Below are 21,427 nucleotides of genomic sequence, written 5' to 3' on the forward strand. Positions count from 1 at the left end.
AGACAATAAGCCTATAGCACGTACTAAAAAACAAAATGATCTAAACCAAGGGTGGGTGAAAAATAGAAAAGATTGGTGTATAGGTATAATTTGCCTGATATTCCGGAAGTAGGGTTTCTACAGCTGCTTCTTCAAAAAAAGCGATATCAAGGTTAAAATTCTGCTGATTATTGATAAACACAACATCGATTATACGCGATTCGAGGTTCTTCTGTTCCTTCTCCTCATGTTCACGCATTTTCTTCATCAACACACATTGTCCTCGACAGGAGAGTGCCTTTTCGTTGAATCGATTGATACACTCGTTCTTAGCGATATAATCCCTATTTAGCTCAAAAACAGTCCATAGCCACACCGACGAGAAGCTCTGCAAGAGCATCAACGGCAATAGTATCCATATCAATTGTTTCGCTTTCATGTATCGACAGTGCCACAAATATAATAATTATTGCTATTTGCCCCAAGACCTTAGCCCCTTCTGTAGCAGGCCTGTGTCGCCCTTCTCTTTTCAAAGTGAGTAGCGCTTCCATAAAAACCAACAACTTTTAGTATATTTAGCTAGAAACCACTGGCTTTGAGTAAATGAAATTTAACCCTTTTTTATTTATTAAATTATTTCTTGGACTATTTATTTGCATTGGAATAGGTTTGACCATATTTATGATTATTCATGGCAGCAAAGTTGTGGGGGCCTATTTCGTTTCAGGACTTTTTATCCTTTTTCCAGGTATTATCCTATACGGTTTAACAGTTGGTTTTCGAGTTTCTGAGAAAACGATCGAACGACAAACAGCGCTACAGGAAAGTGTAACAGCCGATCACAAAGGTCTATCTCATCAAATCCCACTGCTAAATACAACGCAGTTTATTCCTTGGAATACCATCGAAACCGTTGTCTACCGCAACCACCACAGCGACGATAAGGCACAGTTCAGTTTCTATCTGACACAGCCCGCAGATCAAATCAAGTCGAAACAACCCCGCTGGATAGCCAAAGTACTTTTGCCTTTGATCACAAAAAGCAAAACGGTCATTATCGACGAGGATTGCATCAGTTTTCGCGAAATCCCCAAAATGCTAGAAAAATTCTTTGTCCCCATAAACTCCGTTAACATGAACGAAGTCCACGGAAAAGGAACGTTGATAAGCTCAAATACCATCATCAAAAACAATACAATTCGGGTCGAAGAATATTGGAAGCCAAATCCAGATTTTGAATCTGAAAAAGTCATTTATGACCGATATAACCGAACATTTGATCAGCTAAAACAGTCAAAAAACAGCTAGCAGATACAGACGACAAAAGAGCACGACCAAATTTAAATTGCATATAAAAAACTATTTATCTAAGTTTGGCCCGATGAAAAAAATGCTCCTGTATTTTCTGACCGTATCATTGCTCGTCCAAGCTGGATGGGGTTATATTGTGATAGGAGCTTTTTATGCCAATAAAGACTATATCGCCAAATACCTCTGCGAAAATCGGGATAAACCCCAATTGCATTGTAATGGTAACTGCGTATTAATGAAAAAGATCAGAAAGGCACAGGAAAAGGAAAAGCAGAATCCAAGCGTCAAGCTTAAAGCTGAGGTTTACGATATTGTTGACTCCAATGCTTTGTTTTCATTCACTCCTATTTCGATTGAAATTACCGTACTTCCCATTCCTATAAGTGTTTCCAAATCCATCCGTAGAAATCCAAATAGATTACTACGTCCCCCTATTGCCTAATTAATCTTCGCTCAATGGAAGATCCATCCATTGATAAATAATTTTAGACAAATTGATAATTAGGTAAAACCATTTCATGAAATACTCATTTTCAGTATTGCTTGTGTTATCAGGCAGTATCGTATATGCTCAACATCCTTTACGGGATACAACTTCCGCACTTCGCGATAGTATTCGCCTGGAAGAGGCGCTTGTCACTTCCAAATATTATAGAAAATACAAATTAGACGCTGCTTCCAATACCCTAAAACTGCAGGTACCGCTTCTACGGCTACCACAGAACATCCAGGAAATCGACCATAGTATCATCATCGACCAGCAGGCCATCAATATCAACGAAAGCATCAGTAGGAATGTGAGCGGTGCAATGCGCAACAACACAGCAGACTTCTATGGTCCTTTTCTTTTTATGCGCGGAGCAGGTATCAACACGCTTCGAAACGGGGTAGATCTTTCCATGATCTATTACGGTCCCATGCCCGAAGATGCCAATATGATCGATCGGCTGGAATTTATCAAGGGGCCTTCGGGTTTTATGAATGCTATTGGCGATCCAGCGGGATCCTTCAACCTCGTCACCAAAAAACCGACGGGTATACCTTCCAATCAGGTGTTCTTTCAGACAGGCAGCTGGGACCTCTATCGCGTTGGAGCAGATCTGGATGGCCATTTTGATCAACAAAAAAAATGGCTATATAGAGTCAATGCTGTCGGACAAAAATCCCGCTCTTTTCAGCGTTTTGCATTTAACGACAAGGTTGTGGTCAATCCGAGCCTGACCTACAGCATAGACACAACATCTTCTTTGACTGCAGAATACAGCTTTCAGCAGCAGTCTTTTCTACAGTACCTGCTCACGGTATTTTCACCCTACGGATTTGCATCCCTTCCTCGGGATTTTAGTATTGCCGATCCCACAAAAGACCCCGTCAAGGCTCGAGAACATACAGCTTTTCTGACCTACACAAAAAAAATCGGCCGAAATTGGAATCTCACAGCGAAAACGGCCTATGCCAACAGCCAGATGGATGGCAATTATTTTTTTGTATCTGCATACGATAAAAACCGTCCCGATGAAATCAAACGACGTGTCACCTACGAACGATTTACAACGGATGTTACTTCTGTTCAGATCTATTTGAATGGTACATTAAATATGGGCAACCTTGCGCATCATATCCTGGCAAGTATCGATGGCAACCGAAAATCTTTACTAGGTTATTCGGGTTATAACGACAAAAATGCGAACCCAACCTTATATCCCTTAAACGTCAATAACCCACAATATGGAGTACCATTTTATGATAATAAAAAGACAGGCTCTTTAGACAGCATTGCGACCAACAAGCAGCAGATCAAATATGTCGCCTTTTATCTCCAGGATGAACTTGCATTCCTGCAGGACCGCTTACATGTGACCTTAGCGGCGCGGCTAACGCGATCGACAAGCCTTATCGATATCCCTATCCCCTCCACAGTCTCAGATCTGGTGATTACACCCCGAGTGGGTTTAAATTATGCGCTGACAGAAAGTGCATCGGCTTACGCCCTTTATGATCGTACGTTTACTCCCCAGAGCGGTCTCAGCGCTGATGGCAAAACATTCTCGCCACTACGCGGCAAAAACTATGAGCTTGGTCTAAAAAAGGACTGGTGGGAAGGCAAATGGAACAGTACCTTATCGCTTTATCATATCACGAGAGACAATATTCTGGTAAGCGATCCCGCGACCAACCTGCAGTCACAGATCGGCCAGACGACATCCAAAGGAATTGAATTCGACCTCAAAGGTGAAATTGTTCCGGGCCTCAATACAGTGATCAACTATGCCTATACGGATAGCTATATTTCTGCCGATGCCAATCCAGCACTGATTGGCAAAGCAAGCCCCTACCGGGTACGACATATACAAAATACCTGGCTGAATTACCGGCTTCCATTCAAAAAAGTAACAGGAATGAGTGTATCTGCAGGCTATCAATATCAAGCGGGTAGAGCTGGACGTTACCCGCAAGACGACATCCCTTCTCTAGCACCGATCTTTCGATTGGATGCTGGTATCGGCTGGACAAATGGTAAGATCGCCATCAACGGACTTATCAATAACATCACCAACCGGTTCAATTATGGAAGTGCTTGGACACGGCCTACTGGCCTCTATGCCTATGTCCCTTATGCCCCGCGCGAATTTCGCATGAATGTTTCCTATAATTTCTAATGATGAAAACAATCACCAAATGGGCATTCCGCGTACACGGATTCCTCGGACTGAGCACAGGGTTATTCTTTCTGATCTTAGGCCTGACAGGTGCTGTGCTGCTATTTCGCCATGATCTCGATCGCGCACTAAATCCCGATATTTATCACAGGTCCTCCAATGGACCTGTGATTTCTGCCGATAGCGCCTATCGGATTATCGCTACTGCCTTTCCCGATTTAGAAAAAATTGTGCTCCATGATTTTCCCTTATCTTCCCATGAACCGTACGAATTTATGCTCTATCGGACGATCAATGATCCCGCAGACAATCATCTAGGCTTTGCATTTGTCGACGCCCACACCGGAGCAATTCTCCGGGAAGGCAATTATGAAACACTCAGCAGCTCATTTTTCAGATGGACATATGCGCTACATTATAGCTTTTTACTGGGGCGATTAGGCCAGGCCTTTGTCGCAGCACTGGGGATACTGCTGTTGTTGACTATTCTTTCTGGCCTAATCGTTTATCGAAAACATCTTCTCAGCGTATTGCTATTTAAAGTACCGCTTCATAAGAATGGACGCAGACTGTATTCATCCTGGCATCGCGTAGTCGGTGTGTGGTCTGCTTTGCTCAATTTAGTTTTACTGGTTACCGGAGTTTGGATGAATCTCCCTGCTTTTCAGGAATTGTTTTCCGCAGAGACCGCCGCCCCGCATGTGCAAGGGTCTTTTGCTTCAAAAACAGATTTGGACAAATTATTGGAATATTGCAAAACGAGGTCGCCCGGTTTTCACCCTATTGCCATCAATATCCCAAAGAACAACGATTCCCCAATTTTGGTACGTGGCCAGCTTTCGAGCACCTATTTCCCTTTATTTGGCGGAAAAGCAAGTCATTTTTCATTTGACGCTTCGACCGGTGCATGCCTCAGTATATTGGACATCGACAGAGCCGATTCATCTAAAAAGATTTCCTGGGCAGTTTACCAGCTCCACATTGGTGCCTTCGGCGGTTATGCATTACGAATTTTTTATGCTTTGATTGGATTGACTCCCGCCCTTCTTGCACTGACTGGCTTTGTCCTTTGGACTAGGCGCAGTAAGCGACAAAAAACAAAGCTGCAAAATGGGCGCTTGGAGATATGACATAAATTCCATCATTTGTTCCTGATAAAATAGATAAATTTGTTCCTCTTAAAATTATTACGATGATTAACAGAATAACAGCCTACTGGAATGATCGGAGCGCTTCTTGGCGCAAGGAACGGGATGAGGCTTGGTCCCGTCCAGAGACCGAACACTGGCTTGACTTCTTTAAGTCTGTCCGTAGCCAGGTTACGGGCAACAAAGTCCTTGAGGTCGGTACTGCGACAGGATATTTTGCCAACATTATGACCCTGGCAGGCTTTGAGGTTACTGCCGTTGACCTCTCCCCCCAGATGATTGATTATGCCAACCTCGTCAGCCAAGAACTGGAACTCAACGTAGCTTATCAGGTCATGGATGCACAGGTGCTGCAATTTGAGGCCAATACCTTCGATTTGGTCTTCACCAGATTGATGACATGGACCATCCCTGACCTTGAAAAATGTTACCGCGAGATGGAACGTGTACTCAAACCCGGCGGAAGGCTGATCAATCTGGATGCCGATTTCGGAAAAACAGTTTTTAGTACCGAAAGACATGATGAATGTCCGTCCGGTGCTATCGATCAGATCAATGACATCAAATCGGCTCTCGAGATCAGCGCACATCAACGTCCGGCCAAAGACGTCGAACTATTAGAAGCCGTTGGATTTGGTTCCATTGAAATCGATATGGATGCCCAAAATCGTATTCTGAAACTTCCTTTGGAAACGGAAGGTCTCTTTATGCTGGAAGCTGTCAAAAAATAAAATGGAGCTTCATCCGATTAAGGCAATTCAAAGCCGTATATGGATAAGATACTATAGCGAGAACAAACAAAGTACCCCCAAAAAGTAGCTAACTTTTTGGGGGTACTACAAAAATGGGAGTCTTTTATAAGTTCAGCGGATTAAAACTTATAGCTAAAACTTCCCGCTACATTCAGCAGCTTCTGTGCATTAGCTGTGGTATAACCGATCCAATAATGTTCGTTGGTCAGGTTATCCGCTTTTACCCCAACTCTGAATTTCTTCGCATCATAGAATACATTCGCATTGAGGACTACATATTTGGGCAATTCAAAGGTTCCATTTGTCGTGTTGATAATCTTGTTGGCACTGGCATAATTTCCTCCGAAAGCCAGACCAAGTCCTTTCAGGTTACCCTCCGTAAACTGATAGGTCGCATTGAAATTTGCTAACCATGGCGAAGAAGCCGTATTCGGCCTTTTCCCCAAGACAGTGGCATCTGTCGTTTCTGTAAATTTGGAGTCATTATAGCTCAATCCTGCGATCAATGAAAAACCTTTAACCAAATAAGCATTTACTTCCAGTTCAACACCTTTGCTGTTACGTTTTCCCATTTGCTGTTCGATCGCTCTTCCCTGCGGTGTATAACCAATTGTCTGTAAGGTATTCTTGACATTGATGTTGTAGTAATTAAGTGTAGCATTGACTTTTCCGTGCCACAGATCGGCTTTAAATCCACCCTCCCACTGATTGGCTTTTTCAGGATCAGAAAGAGAAAGGTTGGAAGCCGTGTCTGAAACAAAATAACCATTACTAGTGAAGCTATTCTGATAGTTCCCAAATACCGACAATTTTTCTTTCACAAGTTCATAAACCAAACCTAGTTTGGGCGACCATGCACGCTGTGTATATGCCGGAGTTTCATTGGAACCTTTCACGCCTCCATTGAATTTAACACTTTCATAGCGAATGGCTGTCATCAAATTTAAGCCCTGCACAGGTGTGATCACATTGGAAACATACGCACTGTAGGTATTTGACTTATTTTTCAATGGCCAGATTGAGCTATCCCATGCCGGCGTATTGCGGATTGAATTATAATAATTTGTTACATAGTCGGCATTGAAATTTGTATAGTCCATATCGCCCGTAAACCGCACAAAGTCAATGACCCCAAAATAAAAGAATTGATCATTGCGGGTACGCAAATAATCTCCGCCCACCACGGTCCGGTTACGCATACTACCTATATGAAAGTCAAAATTGAAGTTTTGCTGTACCTGTAGATAACGTTGTTTGCTATCTGCAGTAGACTGGTCACCACGGTATAAACCAACTTCCTTGTCATTGGGATCGGCACCATAGGATTTTGTCGTGATGTAAAAATATGGGTTGAAACCATTCGAATAGCTATAAGCACTATTGATCGAAGTTGACGACCGGATATGTTCATTGATTTTATAATTGACCTGCCCAAACAAGTTACGCGTACGGCCGGTATTATATAAGCCCGATCCCACATACGGTTTTTTGTAATCGAGGCCGGCTTTCTCCAAGTCTTTCATTCCCGAAAAACCAAAAGCCGACAAAGGGCCGATAAAAAAGAAGTTCTGCTCAGACTGCGCCTTATTATCAAACATCTCATATTCGAGGTTGACATCCACTTTGTCATTTACCTTCCACGTTAGGCTGGGGGTAAATGCAAAATACTTATTGTGCACCTTGGAATTTTGAAAATTCCCTTCTGTTGTATAGGCCGTGTTAACACGAAACAAAAGACTTTTGTCCTTTGTCAAGGGTGCATTGAGATCGGCTTGTGCACGATAATAATCATATCTTCCGGCCGAGACCAAAACATTTCCAGCTAGACTATCATAAGGCTTCTTGGTGACACGATTGATCACACCTCCATAAGAAGTCACATTACTTCCGTATAAGGTAGCTGACGGCCCTTTTAACACCTCTATTTTTTCGATATTCACGGCGTCTACCGTACCACTTACTGGCGCTACCAAACCATTTCTCAGCGAATTATTTGAGATAAATCCGCGCAGGTTGACATACGCTCCACCATCACCGGCTCGCCCTGTTGCATTCCACATTTTTTGCAAACCAGTCACATTTCGATAGGCCTCATCGACGGTAAAAATCATTTGGTTTTCTAAAGCGACACGGTCTATCGAGGAGTAGACCTGCGGATTTTCAATCGCTCGAAGTGGCATTTTATTGGTGTATTCACTATCTTTTTTGATGTAGGCATTAATGATAACCTCATCCATTTTATTCATTTTGACAGTGTCCTTTTGTTGCCCATAGGCAGCGATACTCGATAATACAGAAGCACTTAAGATCAACTTCTTCATGTTATGATAATTTATTTGTAGTTATTTGTAATAGTGTCGAATCACGAGAAAGAGCGGAACAGAAAGCGCGAGCCAGCCCAAATAGTCCCATAGACCATCGCCCAATAATGCAGCAATTAGCCCAAATAGTGATAAAGCCGCCAATAGCATAGGCATGCCCCAAAGTTTTAGGAAGATATTTTTCATGGTTAATATTCTTTTGCGATAAATAGCTGCTGTTTTTCTGCACGTCGCCGGGCAATCCATAGGTAGAGTCCCGTTACCAGAACGAGAATGGTGAAAATATCAAACACAGCCCAAACAATTTTAAGAACCGGACCGCCATAATTTCCAAAATGCAGCGGTTCGGAAAGGAAAAGCGTATTGACATACCAGGGCATTTCCCGGCTATCGGTTACTAATCCGGTTTTCGCATCAATCAGAACTGGCTTGAGCAACTTCGATGTCAGCTCCGTGTTGCCGCGCATAAATACAGCATAATGATGCTTGCTGGTAAAAGGTGTACCTGGATAGGCTATGACCGCAGCTTTCATGTCTTTCACTTTGTTTTCAGCCGCTAACTTTGCCTGCTCCAATGAACTATAATTGCCCCTCAGCGGCTCTTGATTTTTATAAGGTGCAGTCATTTCGGCCAGCTGCCCCTGCTGCCAGAGACCGAGGATCACATCAGAGAGCGTATTGATGATGCCTGTAAAACCAACCACCACCATCCATGCTGTTAAAGCGATACCCAATAAATTGTGTGTATCCAACCACTGCAGTCTTTTGGATCGATTCTTCCGTACCATTCCAAAATCATACTTTTTCATAATGGGTCCATAAAGCACAATCCCGGAGACAATAGAAATCATAAATAATATCCCCATCAAACCGAGGAACAATTTGCCGGGTATACCCAAAAACATATCGGTATGCAGTTTAAGGATAATATTCATCAGGCCATCGGTCTTGGGAGCCCCAAGCACCTCACCTGTATATTCATTGAGGACCAGATACTTACTTTTTTCATAAGGCGCATCAGGTTTGTCCACGACATCAAAAAGCACCTTATTCTTTTCATTTTCATCCCAGAACGCATACCGCACCTGTTCTCCAGGATACCTGGATGCCGCAATTTCTGCCAGCTTATCCAGACTCAATTTATGTTCTGTGGTCACAGCTTCTTTATTTCCCTCTAATAAATGTTCGATCTCTTCATGAAAGATCAACGGTAGCCCCGTGATGCAGAGATAGAGAAGAAAAATGGTACAAATTAGACTTGTCCATTTGTGCCAGTTGAACCAACGTTTAGCAGCCTTCAGTTTCATCGGTAGTTTTTTTGCAAATGTATTATTTTTAATCAATCTAAATAATAAAAATAAACATTTATACCAAACCACTTATTTCAAAGCAGAAAACAGCACGATTGCCAGATTATATTGTAACAAAGCCGCGATAGTTACCCAATCTAATTGGGCACCTCAACATTTGTGCAATGACAAAAAGAGTTTTTCTTATTCCAAAAAAAAGCCCGATACATGACCGGGCTTTTTATAAAAGATTAATTGCTATCAGGAGACAGCCTGATAAACTTTCCGCGGAAACGAAATGCGTACAGATACCCCCTTGCCATTCGTATTCTCGAACTTTACAGTTCCATCAATCCGCTTGATCAAATCTTTGCAGAGCGAAATTCCCAGTCCTGCACCTTGGTTGTTTTCAGCTTTCTTGCGATCCCAGCTATTGACAAAATTTAGGTTATGGAGGACTTCTGACGAAAGTTCTTCCCCTTCATTGGCGACGATGAGTTCCCATCGATCGCGTTGATCATCGATCAATTGTAGCGCAATGGTACCACCGACTCGCCCATATTTAATGGCATTGCTGATCACATTTCTAAGCACAAAAGCAAAGATTCCTTTATGGGTATCTACCCAAAAATCTGGATTTACCGAATTAAAGATCTGTATATTGAAACGTTGAATTTCTAGCGAATAGATCCCCAATACAGCTTTAATCTGATCACAAATATTACAGTTCTCGGTATTTTCAAGCTTATCCCGGAGCTGTGATTCTGTCCACAAAAGGACTTCCTCCAACATTGTTCGCGATCTGGCCACCTGTCCTTTTAAGTTTAAAAAGATAAGTTTAAGCTCTTCCTTATCGACCAAAGAAATATCATCGATGGCCAATAAAATTTCAACCGAAGCAAACGGAGCCCGGAGATCATGCGAGGCGATAGAAAGGACTTTAGTCTTAAAACTTTCGGCTATTTTTAATTCTTCATTATAATGATGAATACGAATAGCCTGATCACTGAGGATGCTGTTGGCAGTTGTCAATTTGAGCTGCTCTACTTTTAGCTGGCGGTTTTTTCGGATTAAAAAGTAGATCAGTACTCCGATAAGCGTCTTACTGATGACTATTCCAACAATAAGTAAGGTAATAATAGTTTGGCTTTGCACAATTTTAGGTAATAAATTAACAATAATGACTAATGGAATTTCAAAACTAATCAATCACTTGCTAATTAAAAAATTTACCTTAAAAAAAATCACGGGTATTTCCATCCAAGTTGAAATCTGCTCGACACCCTGGAAGCTAATTCATCAAAAAAGGCTAAGTCGATGCCGACTCAGCCTTTACAAAAAACTATCCTCTAATAGACGTATACCTTATATATCTTTGGATTATTGAACAATAGTGACGTAAAATAGTTTTAACTATTTTACCTATTGATGCATTAAAATCACGTACACCTATACGAACTGAATCCATTCTTTATAGTCTATAAGTAGCTAATGGACGAAATACTCTTGAAAAACATTTTCTCCATCGAACTATTAAAAATACTTGCTACATTTAAGTCAAATACTAAATACCTAAAATCAAACAACATGAAAACATTAGTAACCCTTATCTTGGTGCTCTGTTCTTTTGTAGGTTACAGTCAAACAGCCAAAGAACTTATCGGAAAATGGAAACTTATAAAGCAAACGAACAACGGTGTCGTTTCAACTCCAAAAGACACCTATCAAGTTTTTATGCCCGAGGGAAAATTTCAGGGTATACATAACGGAGATTCCCGCAACGGAAAGTGGAAACTGTCCGATGATAATAAAACACTCACGATTAAAATAAGTATCATCTCCATCAAATTTAAGGTAGAGTCTTTTGATGAGAAGAAACGTGTTATCAGCAGTGATAAAACCGGTACGTTGGAATATGAAAAAGTGGAGGAATAATTCAGTTTCTCGCACCTTTTAAAAGAGCTAAGACCTATCGGTCAAAACTGAATTCCATTTTATTAAGCTACGAGAGAAACCACATCAACTACTATTGATGTGGTTTCTTTTTTGCTCCTTTTCGGTTGATAGGGAGATGGGCGCGTTTAGCTTTATCTGTTTAGATCTTAGACATGCTAAAACAATAAATATTACCGCCAAAATCCGCGACATAGATTTCATTTCCTTGAATAGTGACTTCTGCCAAAATCGGCGTACCCAAGTTAATTTTTTGCACCAATGTCCCATCCAGATTCAACACATACAAATAACCATCCGATCCACCAAAAAATAGTTTTCCTGCCGCATAACGAATACTCGACTCAACAGTACCTACTTTTTTATGAAGATCAGGAGTCGAATAAGCAGAAGTATAGATGAGGGCTTCTCCGGTCTGAAAATTCCATTTTTCGGCTAAACTGTTACGATCGAAGGCTTTTATTCCATTTGTTGCTGTCGGCATGATCAGCAATTTCTCCGTTAAGAGTGGCGAAGCCATCACTTTAAAATCATCTTCGCTCTGTGTCTTATTAATTACGGTTCCTGTTTTTTGATCCAGTTGAAAAAGATTGTTCAACCCAGCTACATAAAAAGAGGTAGCATCAGCACCGGCCCCTCCGGTTCTAAACCGCAAGCCATCTTCATTTTTCTTCCACAGGAGTTTTCCAGTCTTGCAATCATGAACGAACAAGCTATTCCAATTTGCTCCTGTAATTAAATATCCATTTATGACAAGCAGTTCCCCGGGCATCCCTTCACCCCCATTCCAATCACGATTTTGCCATACCATGGTACCGTCATCGGCTTTTATTGCCGATAGATAGTTCCCGGCTCCTGTATAATAAATACCATCTTGAACAACACCAGCACTCACATATCCCGGAAGACGTCCCCCCCTGAGATCCTTCTTCCACACCAATTTACCATCCTTTTCATTAATCGCATAAACTGTTCCGCCCATATCAGTCGCTAATATTAAGCCATTGTAATAGGCTAATTTCTGTTTAACAGAGTTTTGAGTCCCGAAGGTCCAGATGATTTCTCCCGACTGCTTTGTCAACGCCTGAATTTTACTTTTACCGCCAAGGGCATCATCCATACTGGCAACATAAATCCGTTGACCCTGTACAAGTGGTGAACTTTTCCATACATTTGCGCCAATATTTTTTGACCATATCAACTTTAATAAATTTGCTGGGGTAGGTTCATTATTCCATGCAAATTTCTTCAATGCCTGTGTACCGTCGCCGTAATTAACCTCCAGCATGACTTCTTGTTTCTGATTCAGACGACTTCTCCCAGCAATAGTTCCGCGCCAGTTCCAGTCGCTTGCCGGATTCAACTTAGCTGTTTTAAGTACAGTCCCTTCTTGATTTAACAGTTTAGCATATACCGAAAGAATACTTTTTTCGGTATGGTATACGCTGGCGCTAATTTCTATTTCTTGTGTCTTTGAAATCTGCATCTGTTTGCTTTGCGGATAAATCAACGAAATATGTTCAGCCAGATAAGGGTAAGTCGGTGTTATTTTGCTAACCCCGTTCTTATCTACATCAATGACCATGAATTGCGCTACAGAATTGTCTATTCCGCCTTTATTAGGTGCATTTGTGGATATAACTGCTACGCCATTCCTACTTCCAAAACTATAGTTATTGTGCCAATGTCCATAAAGAAAGGCTTTTAGATTATACTGTTTTAAATCAATAGAATCTGTTTTACCTTTCATCACGAAATCTTTACCAACAATCAGATCATGATTGATAAAAACAAGTGGTTTATCGTTCGCTTTCAGAGCAAGGTCTTTTTTGAGCCAGGCGATGACCTGATCCTGATTATAACTCGGAGCATAGTCTCCGCTGGGCATAGGAGTTACCACAAAATATGCCGGTCCGGCCTCAAATGAATAGTAAACGGGGCCAAATAAATCTTCAAATAGCTTCTCCCCATATTCGCCTTTGACAAGATCATGGTTGCCTACCGTATAATAGGTTGGAAGCCCCATGAGTTCGGTATTGATCTGACGGGCATGAAACTGCATGCCCGGTTCGTAGCAGATATCGCCCGTGTGCATAATCAATGCGGCATGTTGTTGCTGTGAAAACTTACGTATATTATCAATCCATTCTCCATATAGAGGTGTTTCTGTATCCGTAATCTGGATAAACCGAAGCTTATCGCCAGACTGTTTTTCATCCTTGATTAAGCCAAAATCATAATTTTCTAATTTAGGGTCAATCTTTAAGTAATGAGTACCGCTCGCTTTATGACCAGCAGGGATACGCACAAAAAGAAATCTTGCATTTCCACTCTTTTTCAAGTTGAAGCTTCCATCAGCAGCGGTCGGTACGACGTCATAGCCATCGGATACTACAACATCTTGCATTCCTTTTTCATTTCCATCCATCTTCTTGTTCTTATTATCATCCAAGAAGACACGGCCCTTATACTGGGCAAACATGGCATTACTGCACAACAATAATAAGAACGGAAGAATAAGTTTATGTAGAAGTTGTCTCATGTCAATATTCTAAATTAAAGGGCAAAGATAAAATCGTTCCGCTAGTGGATTAACCTATCTTTACCCTTATGCTTTGTAAAAAATAATTATTTCAATTACCAGAAGTTCGTCTGAACCAATTTGCTACCATCCAGTACCATTTGGCTATTGGCAACTGGATAATAATAATATTTAGGTTTTTCAAAGGTCTTCTTCTTATCTCTTGCTACCGTAAACATAATATGTCCACTATTTCCATTTTCAAGATAAATAGACGTATTATTGCCATTGGCATCCTTCAAATAATAGAGGGAAATATTTTTCTTTTCCTCTTCTGTCAAATCTTTGATCGGACCGGTATCTTTTGCAGATTCGAGTATGGCAATATCCACTTTACCATCACCTGTAACGTCCATTGCGCCCAATCCTTTTACGTACATTCCTTGTTGCTGATCAGCCAATCGTTCGCCAACTTCCCAACGGAAGACGTCTCTGTAGCGCTGGCCTTCACAAGCCAATTCGACACGTCTTTCTCTACGGATTTCCAGGATAAGTCCGACATTGCCGCCTTTTACATTTGTGTAGTACGCTTGTAATACCGGATCCACATTGGCATTGGCTTCTCCAAGCTGCATTGCCGGCATACCTACACGGGCCCGCAAGAGGTTGATTGATTTGTCAAGATCAGCCTGACTCGTGAGGATTCCCAGCTCCGCTTTAGCTTCGGCAAAAATTAATAAGATTTCAGCGTAGCGAAATACAAAGGCATCTGTATAAGCAGCTTCCCAGCTAATCATATCCGCTATTTCAGGGTAAAACTTGATCTGATTGTATCCCCCTAAAGTAGGTTTAAGACGCTGTGGCGTTGAAGCATTGACAGCCTGAAATCCAGGTTTCATAAAAGTCTGTTCAAGACGTGGATCGCGGTTCACAAAAACCTGATCAATATTCTTTGTTTTATAATCGGCCTGTTGCGTAAAACGCTTTCCATCTTTCATCAGATAACTTTCCATGAGCGTTTGACTCAGCGCCCATTCGTAATCCAATACGGTATGGGCATTACGTCTTCTTCCCAAATCCTTATCATAATCTATAAATAGGATGGTTTCGGGATTTGCCTGCAGATTCAGGCTAATAAATAAATCCCGATAGGCACGATTGACACCGCCAGCGTTGCTGATCGAAAATTTAGCCGATTTCATTATTTCTTCAGCAGCGGAAACTGCACGCTGCAGAAAGGTATTAGCCGATCCGCTCAGATTCAGATAGGTGTGATATTTACGAAAAGTTCCTTCCTGTAAAGCGAACTGCGCCAATTGCGCCAGTGCTCCCCACTTTGTTACTGTCGACTTGTGACCATCAGGTTTGATATTGGCAGCAGCAAATTCAAGATCCGCCATAATGGAATCCACCACAAGAGCCCGGCTATCTTGCTTCTTGTTTAATAATTCAAGATCCGAAGTTCCCATGGTCTTTCCATACCAGGGCACATCACTATACTGATTGACCTTATCGATATAGAACCGTGCACGGAAGAATCTTGCAATTCCAATATAATGATTCACATCAATGGCACTAGCACCCTTCACACGACCAGCGTTTTCGAGGAAGAAATTAATATTTCGCAGGGCAGACCAGCTCCATACAGCAGCATTCTGAGCTGTCACCCCACCACGCATGATCTCATCAATCGTACTTCCTGAATTATGATGTGCGAGGTTATCTGTTCCAAGATCCGCTATCGGTGAACTCAAACTTCCATAAAAGCCATCCGAATATGTTTTTAAGTCGTTTACATTGCTAAAAAAAACCTCCGGTGTAACCGATGTGGTGGGATACCTATCCATGAAATCATCGTTACAGCTCGTGATGAGGAACAAAGCCCCCAGTAGCGCTCCAATCTTGATTAGTTGTCTTTTTATATTTTGCATAATAATAGTCAATTTTAGAAATTAAAGTTTAGGCCAAACGAGTAGGTCCTTTGGAAAGGATATGCCGTACGGTCGCCAACAATTTCAGGGTCGAGATAATCCATTAGTTTCGTAAACTCAAAAAGGTTTTCACCACTGACAAATAGACGTAACCGATCAATCCCCCATTTATCTGTGATCAGCTTAGGGAGTGTATAACCCAAGGTCACGTTTTTAACCCGCAGATAACCTGCATTCTGTAAATATTTGGTTTGTGTTGCCGCAAGTTCGATACCACTTTGCTCAGCTACATAGGATTTTGGCCTTGGTAAATACGCGTTTGGATTTTCAGGCGTCCAATGGTCCAGATTAAACTTGGTCAAACTCGCCCAAGGCTGCGCATAGATTCCCCAGAAGTAATGGTCACCACCTGGAGGGTAATAATTCCGTTTTCCAACCCCCTGTAAGAAGACACGCAGGTCAATTCCATTCCAACTTGAATTTAAGTCTATCCCGTAGCTATAACGCTGTCTCGAATTACCGATGATCTTATAATCGCCGTGATTGTCTAAGGTCCAGTCCCCGCGGTTTATTTTGCCATCGCCGTTGATATCTGCAAACTTGAGATCACCCGGTTCCAATCCCCGTGTACCAGGATAAGAAGTGACATCATTTTGATTAGCATGTGCCTTGATCTCTTCTTGCGACTGGAAGAAACCCAATGTAGTCAGCCCCCACATTTCACCTAATTCCTGACCGACGTAATAATCGTTTAAGTTATTTTTCGGATTGCTGTATTTGGTTATATAGGCTCTGCTATCCGCTAGATTGACTCTTGCAGAGAATGAAAATAGCTTACTCGCCACCATAAATTCTTTATTATAGCCGAGTGTCAGCTCCCATCCATTCGTTTTTAAGTTGGCAGCATTTTCTAGTGGCACACCAGTTCCCAGTACAATCGGCAAGGTACGGCCAGCGGTTAGCATATCTTTTGTATCGCGACGATAGATATCAAACGAGCCAAAAAACTGATTCTTAAACAAGCCAATGTCCACCCCAAAATTGGACTGCGTAATAGTTTCCCAAGTTAGGGTCGACGACACTAAACCCGGACTGCCCACAATTGGTACAATCTTACCATCCAATATGGCACCGCTACCTTTGGACATATTGGCAATATAAGGGTAATAATTGTCCCTGAGATCCTGGTTTGCCAATGAGCCGTATGATCCTCTTAGTTTAAAATTGGATACGGTTTCCTTAATCGGCTGAAAGAAGTTTTCCTGCGAAACTACCCAAGCCGCCGATACCGAAGGATTAAATGCGAATCGATCTTTTTTAGGAAACCTTGAAGAACCATCGTAGCGTAAATTAGACTCGAGGATATACTTGTCTTTGTAGGTATAGTTCAATCTGGCAAAAGCCCCGCGTACTGACCAAGCATAATCTGAAGCACCAACAGAAGGAGTTTGACCGGTCGCAAGTCCGATTGTCGGCAGCGAATTGGAAATCAACTGATCCCGGGATGCGGAAAATGACTCATAGATCCGTTCCTCCTGGTTGAAACCCAGCATCACCGAAAAATAGTGATCTTGGAGTGTGCGTTGGTATTGCGAGTAAATATTGTATACATTATAACGCGTTTCGGAACTTCCATTGGAGGCATAACTGTTAAAGTTTTGCTTATTCATCACATTAGGCCCCGTACTGTAAGTCAGCGGTAATTGAAAGAAATGCGATTTTCCTGAAATCCGTCTAAAGGTTGCGTCCCCATTTAAGGTCCACACATTTTTAATGAAGTCAATTTTAGCACCAAAGCTAGTCTGAAAATCATTATTACGGCTTATACTACGCCCCCCTTCGGCAACAGCGCCGATCATGTTTACACCAGCTTCAGTATAGGTACCATCCGGATTGTAAACGGTATTTAAGGAAGGCTGGCGGTTGACATTATGCCAATATAGGTAGCCCTGGTCAATGGCCGAAGGCTGATCATATTTGTCGTTCGTGAAAGTAGTATTGTTGGACAAGGTAAACCAATCCGTAATTTTATAATCGCCTTTTGCCCTGAAATTATAGCGATCATACGTATCTGGACTGATGCGCAACATACCATTTTGTCTATAATATTCACCGGAAAGGTAAAAAGAAGAACGTTCATTCTTTTGTGCGATACTGATGTTGTTCGTGTATGAAGGCTGAATATCTTTATAAACTTCCTTAAACCAATCGGTAGAACCCAAATAGATATATGCATTTGGATTCTGCGGATCGACAATCACACGTGGTAACGATGGATTTTCGCTCAGCTGTTTTCCATATTCGAGCATTTTCTCATCGTAAAGATTGTACCAGGGTGCAGACATAATATTTCTGTACTTCATGACCTGATAAGGATCATCTTCTATCTCCACCGTGCGTGTAATTGCCTTGGCTCCAAAAATCGAGTTGGCCGTCACCTTAATATCTTTCGTTGTACCCGATTTGGTGGTCACCAATACCACCCCAAAAGCCGCGCGGCTACCATAGATCGCTGCCGATGCAGCATCTTTCAGCACCGTTACACTAGCAATATCCATAGGGTTCATGCGGTTGAGTTCATCGTTCGTCGCTGGAACCCCATCAATCACAATCAGTGGTCCGCCGCCCGAAAGCGATGTATATCCACGCACATTAATGCCCGGTGAACTATTTGCTCTTCCCGATGTCGGTGTAATGTTAAGATTGGCCATGGCGCCCTGAAGAGCGGTACCCACATTTGTAATGGGTCTACTTTCCAGAAACTTTTCACCAATCTGATCCACAGCTCCCGAAAGATTGATCTTTTTCTGCGTACCGTAGCCGACCACAATAACCTCGTCGAGGTGTGACTCGGCGGTTTCCATCAGTACGTCGACGTTCTTCTTATCGGTGGCATTCACTTCGGCATCTTTAAAGCCCATAAAGCGAAATAAAAGAATAGCCTTCTCCGGAACCCGTATGCTGTAACGGCCATCCTTATCGGTCCGTGCCGATAATCCCGGCACCCCCAATACAGTAACGTTTACGCCAGCCATTGGTCCGGAAGCATCCCTCACAACACCTGAAATCTCACGATCCGTTTGTTTTTTTTCTTTGATGACAATGGTACTACCCATAATATCGAAAATCAGATTGCGTCCGCGCAATGTTTTTGCCAAGGCTGCCCTCACATCAGATCCCGCAACGGAAATATCCACGCGCGAAGCATTTTCAAACAGTCGTTCGTCGTAAAAAAGACGCAGCCTGGTCTGCGTGGAGATCTCTTTCAGAACAGCTTCAATTGTAGCATTTTTCAAGGATAGATTTACTTCTTGCGCATATCCTGATGCTCTAGCACCAATCGTAAATGCCAGCAGCAGTACACAAATCAACTTCATAGTCAATATGACTTTAATGCTTAGGGTATAAGAATGACTTCTCCGGTCCCCCCATGCTATTAATGGAGAAAAAAATTTCATAACTTTGAATTGTTAAGGGTTTAATAATCTATAGAATTCGTACTTCAATAAATTTGGCTCTTTACAACAGGGGATGCGTCAACATCCCCTTTCTTATTGTATTGGACCTTTTGGTTAATTCGTCTGGTTATATCATATGTTATAAATTTTAATTGTAAAAACTAATTGTATTAACGAATGGATATGTGACGTCCGTCGATCTCAAACTTTCGATTTGTCGTGTAGGACAGAATTTTCAGCACTTCTGAAAGCCTGGATTCCCGACTAAGTGTTCCACGGAAGCGATAGCTTGGCGTAATCTCTTCTGCATTCACAAAATCAACATTATACCAGCGGGAAATCTGGCTGACAATCTCTTCAAAGCTACTGCCATCCAGCAGAAATTCACCACGCTGCCAAGCAGTATTCTTTTGGAGATCGGCAGGTTGTACACGTATCTTCTCGGCGCTGACGATCGCTTCATTGCCCGGAGTAAGATACGCTTCATGCCCTTGGCTCATAATTTTGACTCTACCTTCCACCAACGACGTATTGATTTCTTTCTGGTAAGCATTTACGTTAAAACTGGTACCGAGCACTTCGATGACAGAATTTTCGACTTCAATCCGAAACGGTTTGCTGGCATCTTTAGCAACCTGAAAAAAGGCTTCACCAACCAATTTTACCTTGCGCTCATTGCCGGCAAATTGATCGGGGTATTCCAATTTGGAAGCCGCGTTTAACCAGACCGTTGTCCCGTCACTCAGTACAATACTATAGGTACCCGCTGCAGGTACTTCCAAGGTAAGATTTCCTTTAAATTCTGCCAGCGTACCGTTTTCAAGCTTATTATCCTTTCTCAATAGCTGGGTCGCTCCAGTTTCATTGGAAAGCTTGGCAAAACGCTCCCCCGGAAGAATATCATTTTTAAACATGCCCGAGGTATCCGCAGTGATTGCTGCGAGCTGGGGCAGCGTGCTTGTCGGTTTTTGTTTCAGCAGTATTACGGTTGTTGTTAATGCAAAGAGAATTGACGCAGCAATAGCCATCCGTTTCCAGGTACATAGCTTCCTAGCAGGTTTTATCGTATTTATTTCACCTTCAAATTTGTGTAGCAAAGCATTTTTGGAACGTCCTAATACAGCCTCTTTTTCTTCCATTGGCAGTATCGGTTCGTTATCAAATGAAAAGAACCATTCGGTCACAAGCCGTTCTTCATCCGCATTGCACTCACCCTTGAGATATTTCTTTAGCAGTTTTTGAGCCTGCTCCCTTTGATTATCTTCTGTCATATATTAATATAACCTTAGATAACCTGTAGAGGTACCGAAAAAAATGATTTTTATTTTGCTTTAAGTTTCAAACGACTCAAAGCCAAGGAGATATTATTCTTTACCGTTTGCTCGGATATGGATAATCGAAAGGCAATTTCTTTGATGCTAAGTCCTTCAACACGACTGAGGTTAAAGGCAGACTGCATCGTTGTAGGCATTTTGGCTATTTCATTGTCAAACAAAAATGTCAGTTCTTTCACCATCAATTTCTCATCACTGTTACTTGCACCAACAGGTTCATTTTCCAAGGGAAATATCAAGCGTTCGAAATGTGTGATGCGTTTTTGGTCGCGTGTCATCCAGTCAATTACTTCATATTTGGCAGCTTTGAAGAGATAAGGATAGATCGAATCCACAACTTCAATTTTATCGCGTCTATTCCAAAAAGAAGCAAACACATCCTGAAGGATATCTTCGGCATCTGTAATAGAACCGGTACGTTTTAAAATAAAACTGAGTAAAGTATGAGCATAGCGATCAAACAATACTGAAAATGCCTGTGTATTGCTTTCTTTCACAAGATAAAACAGATCTTTATCAGACAGCTCTTTCATGACTCATTGATTATATTTACGCTATTCGGATTTCCAAAGGATCTTTACAAAGGTATAATTGTGATGTTAATATAACATTAAATTGCACATCGTGCAAGGTCAATAAAAAATATCTTCGATCAAATCAATAAATACCAACTCAATCAGCCAAATTATTACCTAGTGAAAAACCCCAGCTTAATACCCTATAACTGACCTATTCTTCACAAAAACTTAACAACTTAAAAATACAATATA

General features: G+C 41.8%; 16 protein-coding genes. 6 read left to right on the forward strand and 10 right to left on the reverse strand.

The window, feature by feature from the left end; translation table 11 throughout:
* Positions 1–40: 40 nt before the first annotated feature.
* The gene (locus tag AB1Z56_RS12830) at positions 41–418 is read right to left on the reverse strand and encodes a hypothetical protein (protein ID WP_309362930.1); all 378 of its coding nucleotides are present in this window, start codon (positions 416–418) and stop codon (positions 41–43) included.
* A 164-nt stretch (positions 419–582) separates the two neighbouring features.
* Between AB1Z56_RS12830 and AB1Z56_RS12835 the strand changes: the two genes are divergently transcribed.
* The 5 genes from AB1Z56_RS12835 (at position 583) to AB1Z56_RS12855 (ending at position 5,829) form a co-directional block, all read left to right on the forward strand.
* Entirely contained in the window at positions 583–1,287 is a 705-nt protein-coding gene (locus AB1Z56_RS12835) for a hypothetical protein (protein ID WP_309362928.1), read from the forward strand.
* Positions 1,288–1,360: 73 nt separating this feature from the next.
* Positions 1,361–1,732, forward strand: coding sequence for a hypothetical protein (locus AB1Z56_RS12840; RefSeq protein ID WP_309362927.1), 372 nt, complete (start codon positions 1,361–1,363; stop codon positions 1,730–1,732).
* Positions 1,733–1,808: 76 nt separating this feature from the next.
* Entirely contained in the window at positions 1,809–3,950 is a 2,142-nt protein-coding gene (locus AB1Z56_RS12845) for a TonB-dependent siderophore receptor (RefSeq protein WP_426792231.1), read from the forward strand.
* Entirely contained in the window at positions 3,950–5,080 is a 1,131-nt protein-coding gene (locus tag AB1Z56_RS12850; protein ID WP_426792232.1) for a PepSY-associated TM helix domain-containing protein, read from the forward strand. Before AB1Z56_RS12845 ends, AB1Z56_RS12850 begins: the two co-directional genes overlap by 1 nt.
* Positions 5,081–5,142: 62 nt before the next feature.
* A complete protein-coding gene (locus tag AB1Z56_RS12855) occupies positions 5,143–5,829 on the forward strand; it encodes a class I SAM-dependent methyltransferase (protein ID WP_426792233.1) in 687 nt (228 codons plus the stop codon).
* A 140-nt stretch (positions 5,830–5,969) separates the two neighbouring features.
* On the opposite strand, the gene AB1Z56_RS12860 is transcribed toward AB1Z56_RS12855, so the two are convergent.
* The 4 genes from AB1Z56_RS12860 to AB1Z56_RS12875 form a co-directional block, all read right to left on the reverse strand.
* Positions 5,970–8,171 (reverse strand): TonB-dependent siderophore receptor, encoded by a 2,202-nt coding sequence (locus tag AB1Z56_RS12860; RefSeq protein ID WP_426792234.1) that lies wholly within the window; start codon positions 8,169–8,171, stop codon positions 5,970–5,972.
* A gap of 21 nt (positions 8,172–8,192) precedes the next feature.
* A complete protein-coding gene (locus AB1Z56_RS12865; protein ID WP_309362922.1) occupies positions 8,193–8,357 on the reverse strand; it encodes a hypothetical protein in 165 nt (54 codons plus the stop codon).
* Positions 8,358–8,359: 2 nt separating this feature from the next.
* Entirely contained in the window at positions 8,360–9,478 is a 1,119-nt protein-coding gene (locus AB1Z56_RS12870; RefSeq protein ID WP_426792235.1) for a PepSY-associated TM helix domain-containing protein, read from the reverse strand.
* Positions 9,479–9,721: 243 nt separating this feature from the next.
* Complete coding sequence (locus AB1Z56_RS12875; RefSeq protein ID WP_426792236.1) at positions 9,722–10,615, reverse strand: sensor histidine kinase; 894 nt, start codon at positions 10,613–10,615, stop codon at positions 9,722–9,724.
* 432 nt (positions 10,616–11,047) lie between these two features.
* Between AB1Z56_RS12875 and AB1Z56_RS12880 the strand changes: the two genes are divergently transcribed.
* Positions 11,048–11,395 (forward strand): lipocalin-like domain-containing protein, encoded by a 348-nt coding sequence (locus AB1Z56_RS12880; RefSeq protein ID WP_426792237.1) that lies wholly within the window; start codon positions 11,048–11,050, stop codon positions 11,393–11,395.
* A 160-nt stretch (positions 11,396–11,555) separates the two neighbouring features.
* Here AB1Z56_RS12880 and AB1Z56_RS12885 read toward each other — a convergent pair whose 3' ends face one another.
* The 5 genes from AB1Z56_RS12885 to AB1Z56_RS12905 all read right to left on the reverse strand — a co-directional run bounded on the left by AB1Z56_RS12885 (position 11,556) and on the right by AB1Z56_RS12905 (position 21,190).
* Complete coding sequence (locus tag AB1Z56_RS12885) at positions 11,556–13,955, reverse strand: PQQ-binding-like beta-propeller repeat protein (protein WP_426792238.1); 2,400 nt, start codon at positions 13,953–13,955, stop codon at positions 11,556–11,558.
* Between the two features lie 95 nt (positions 13,956–14,050).
* Positions 14,051–15,865, reverse strand: coding sequence for a RagB/SusD family nutrient uptake outer membrane protein (locus tag AB1Z56_RS12890; protein ID WP_426792239.1), 1,815 nt, complete (start codon positions 15,863–15,865; stop codon positions 14,051–14,053).
* A gap of 14 nt (positions 15,866–15,879) precedes the next feature.
* Positions 15,880–19,242, reverse strand: coding sequence for a SusC/RagA family TonB-linked outer membrane protein (locus AB1Z56_RS12895; protein ID WP_426792240.1), 3,363 nt, complete (start codon positions 19,240–19,242; stop codon positions 15,880–15,882).
* A gap of 251 nt (positions 19,243–19,493) precedes the next feature.
* Complete coding sequence (locus AB1Z56_RS12900; RefSeq protein ID WP_426792241.1) at positions 19,494–20,594, reverse strand: FecR family protein; 1,101 nt, start codon at positions 20,592–20,594, stop codon at positions 19,494–19,496.
* A gap of 50 nt (positions 20,595–20,644) precedes the next feature.
* Positions 20,645–21,190: an RNA polymerase sigma factor gene (locus tag AB1Z56_RS12905; protein ID WP_426792242.1), complete on the reverse strand. Its 546-nt coding sequence runs from the start codon at positions 21,188–21,190 to the stop codon at positions 20,645–20,647.
* Between the last annotated feature and the right edge of the window lie 237 nt (positions 21,191–21,427).

The organism is Sphingobacterium sp. WOUb80, from assembly GCF_050058145.1.
Taxonomy (GTDB): domain Bacteria; phylum Bacteroidota; class Bacteroidia; order Sphingobacteriales; family Sphingobacteriaceae; genus Sphingobacterium.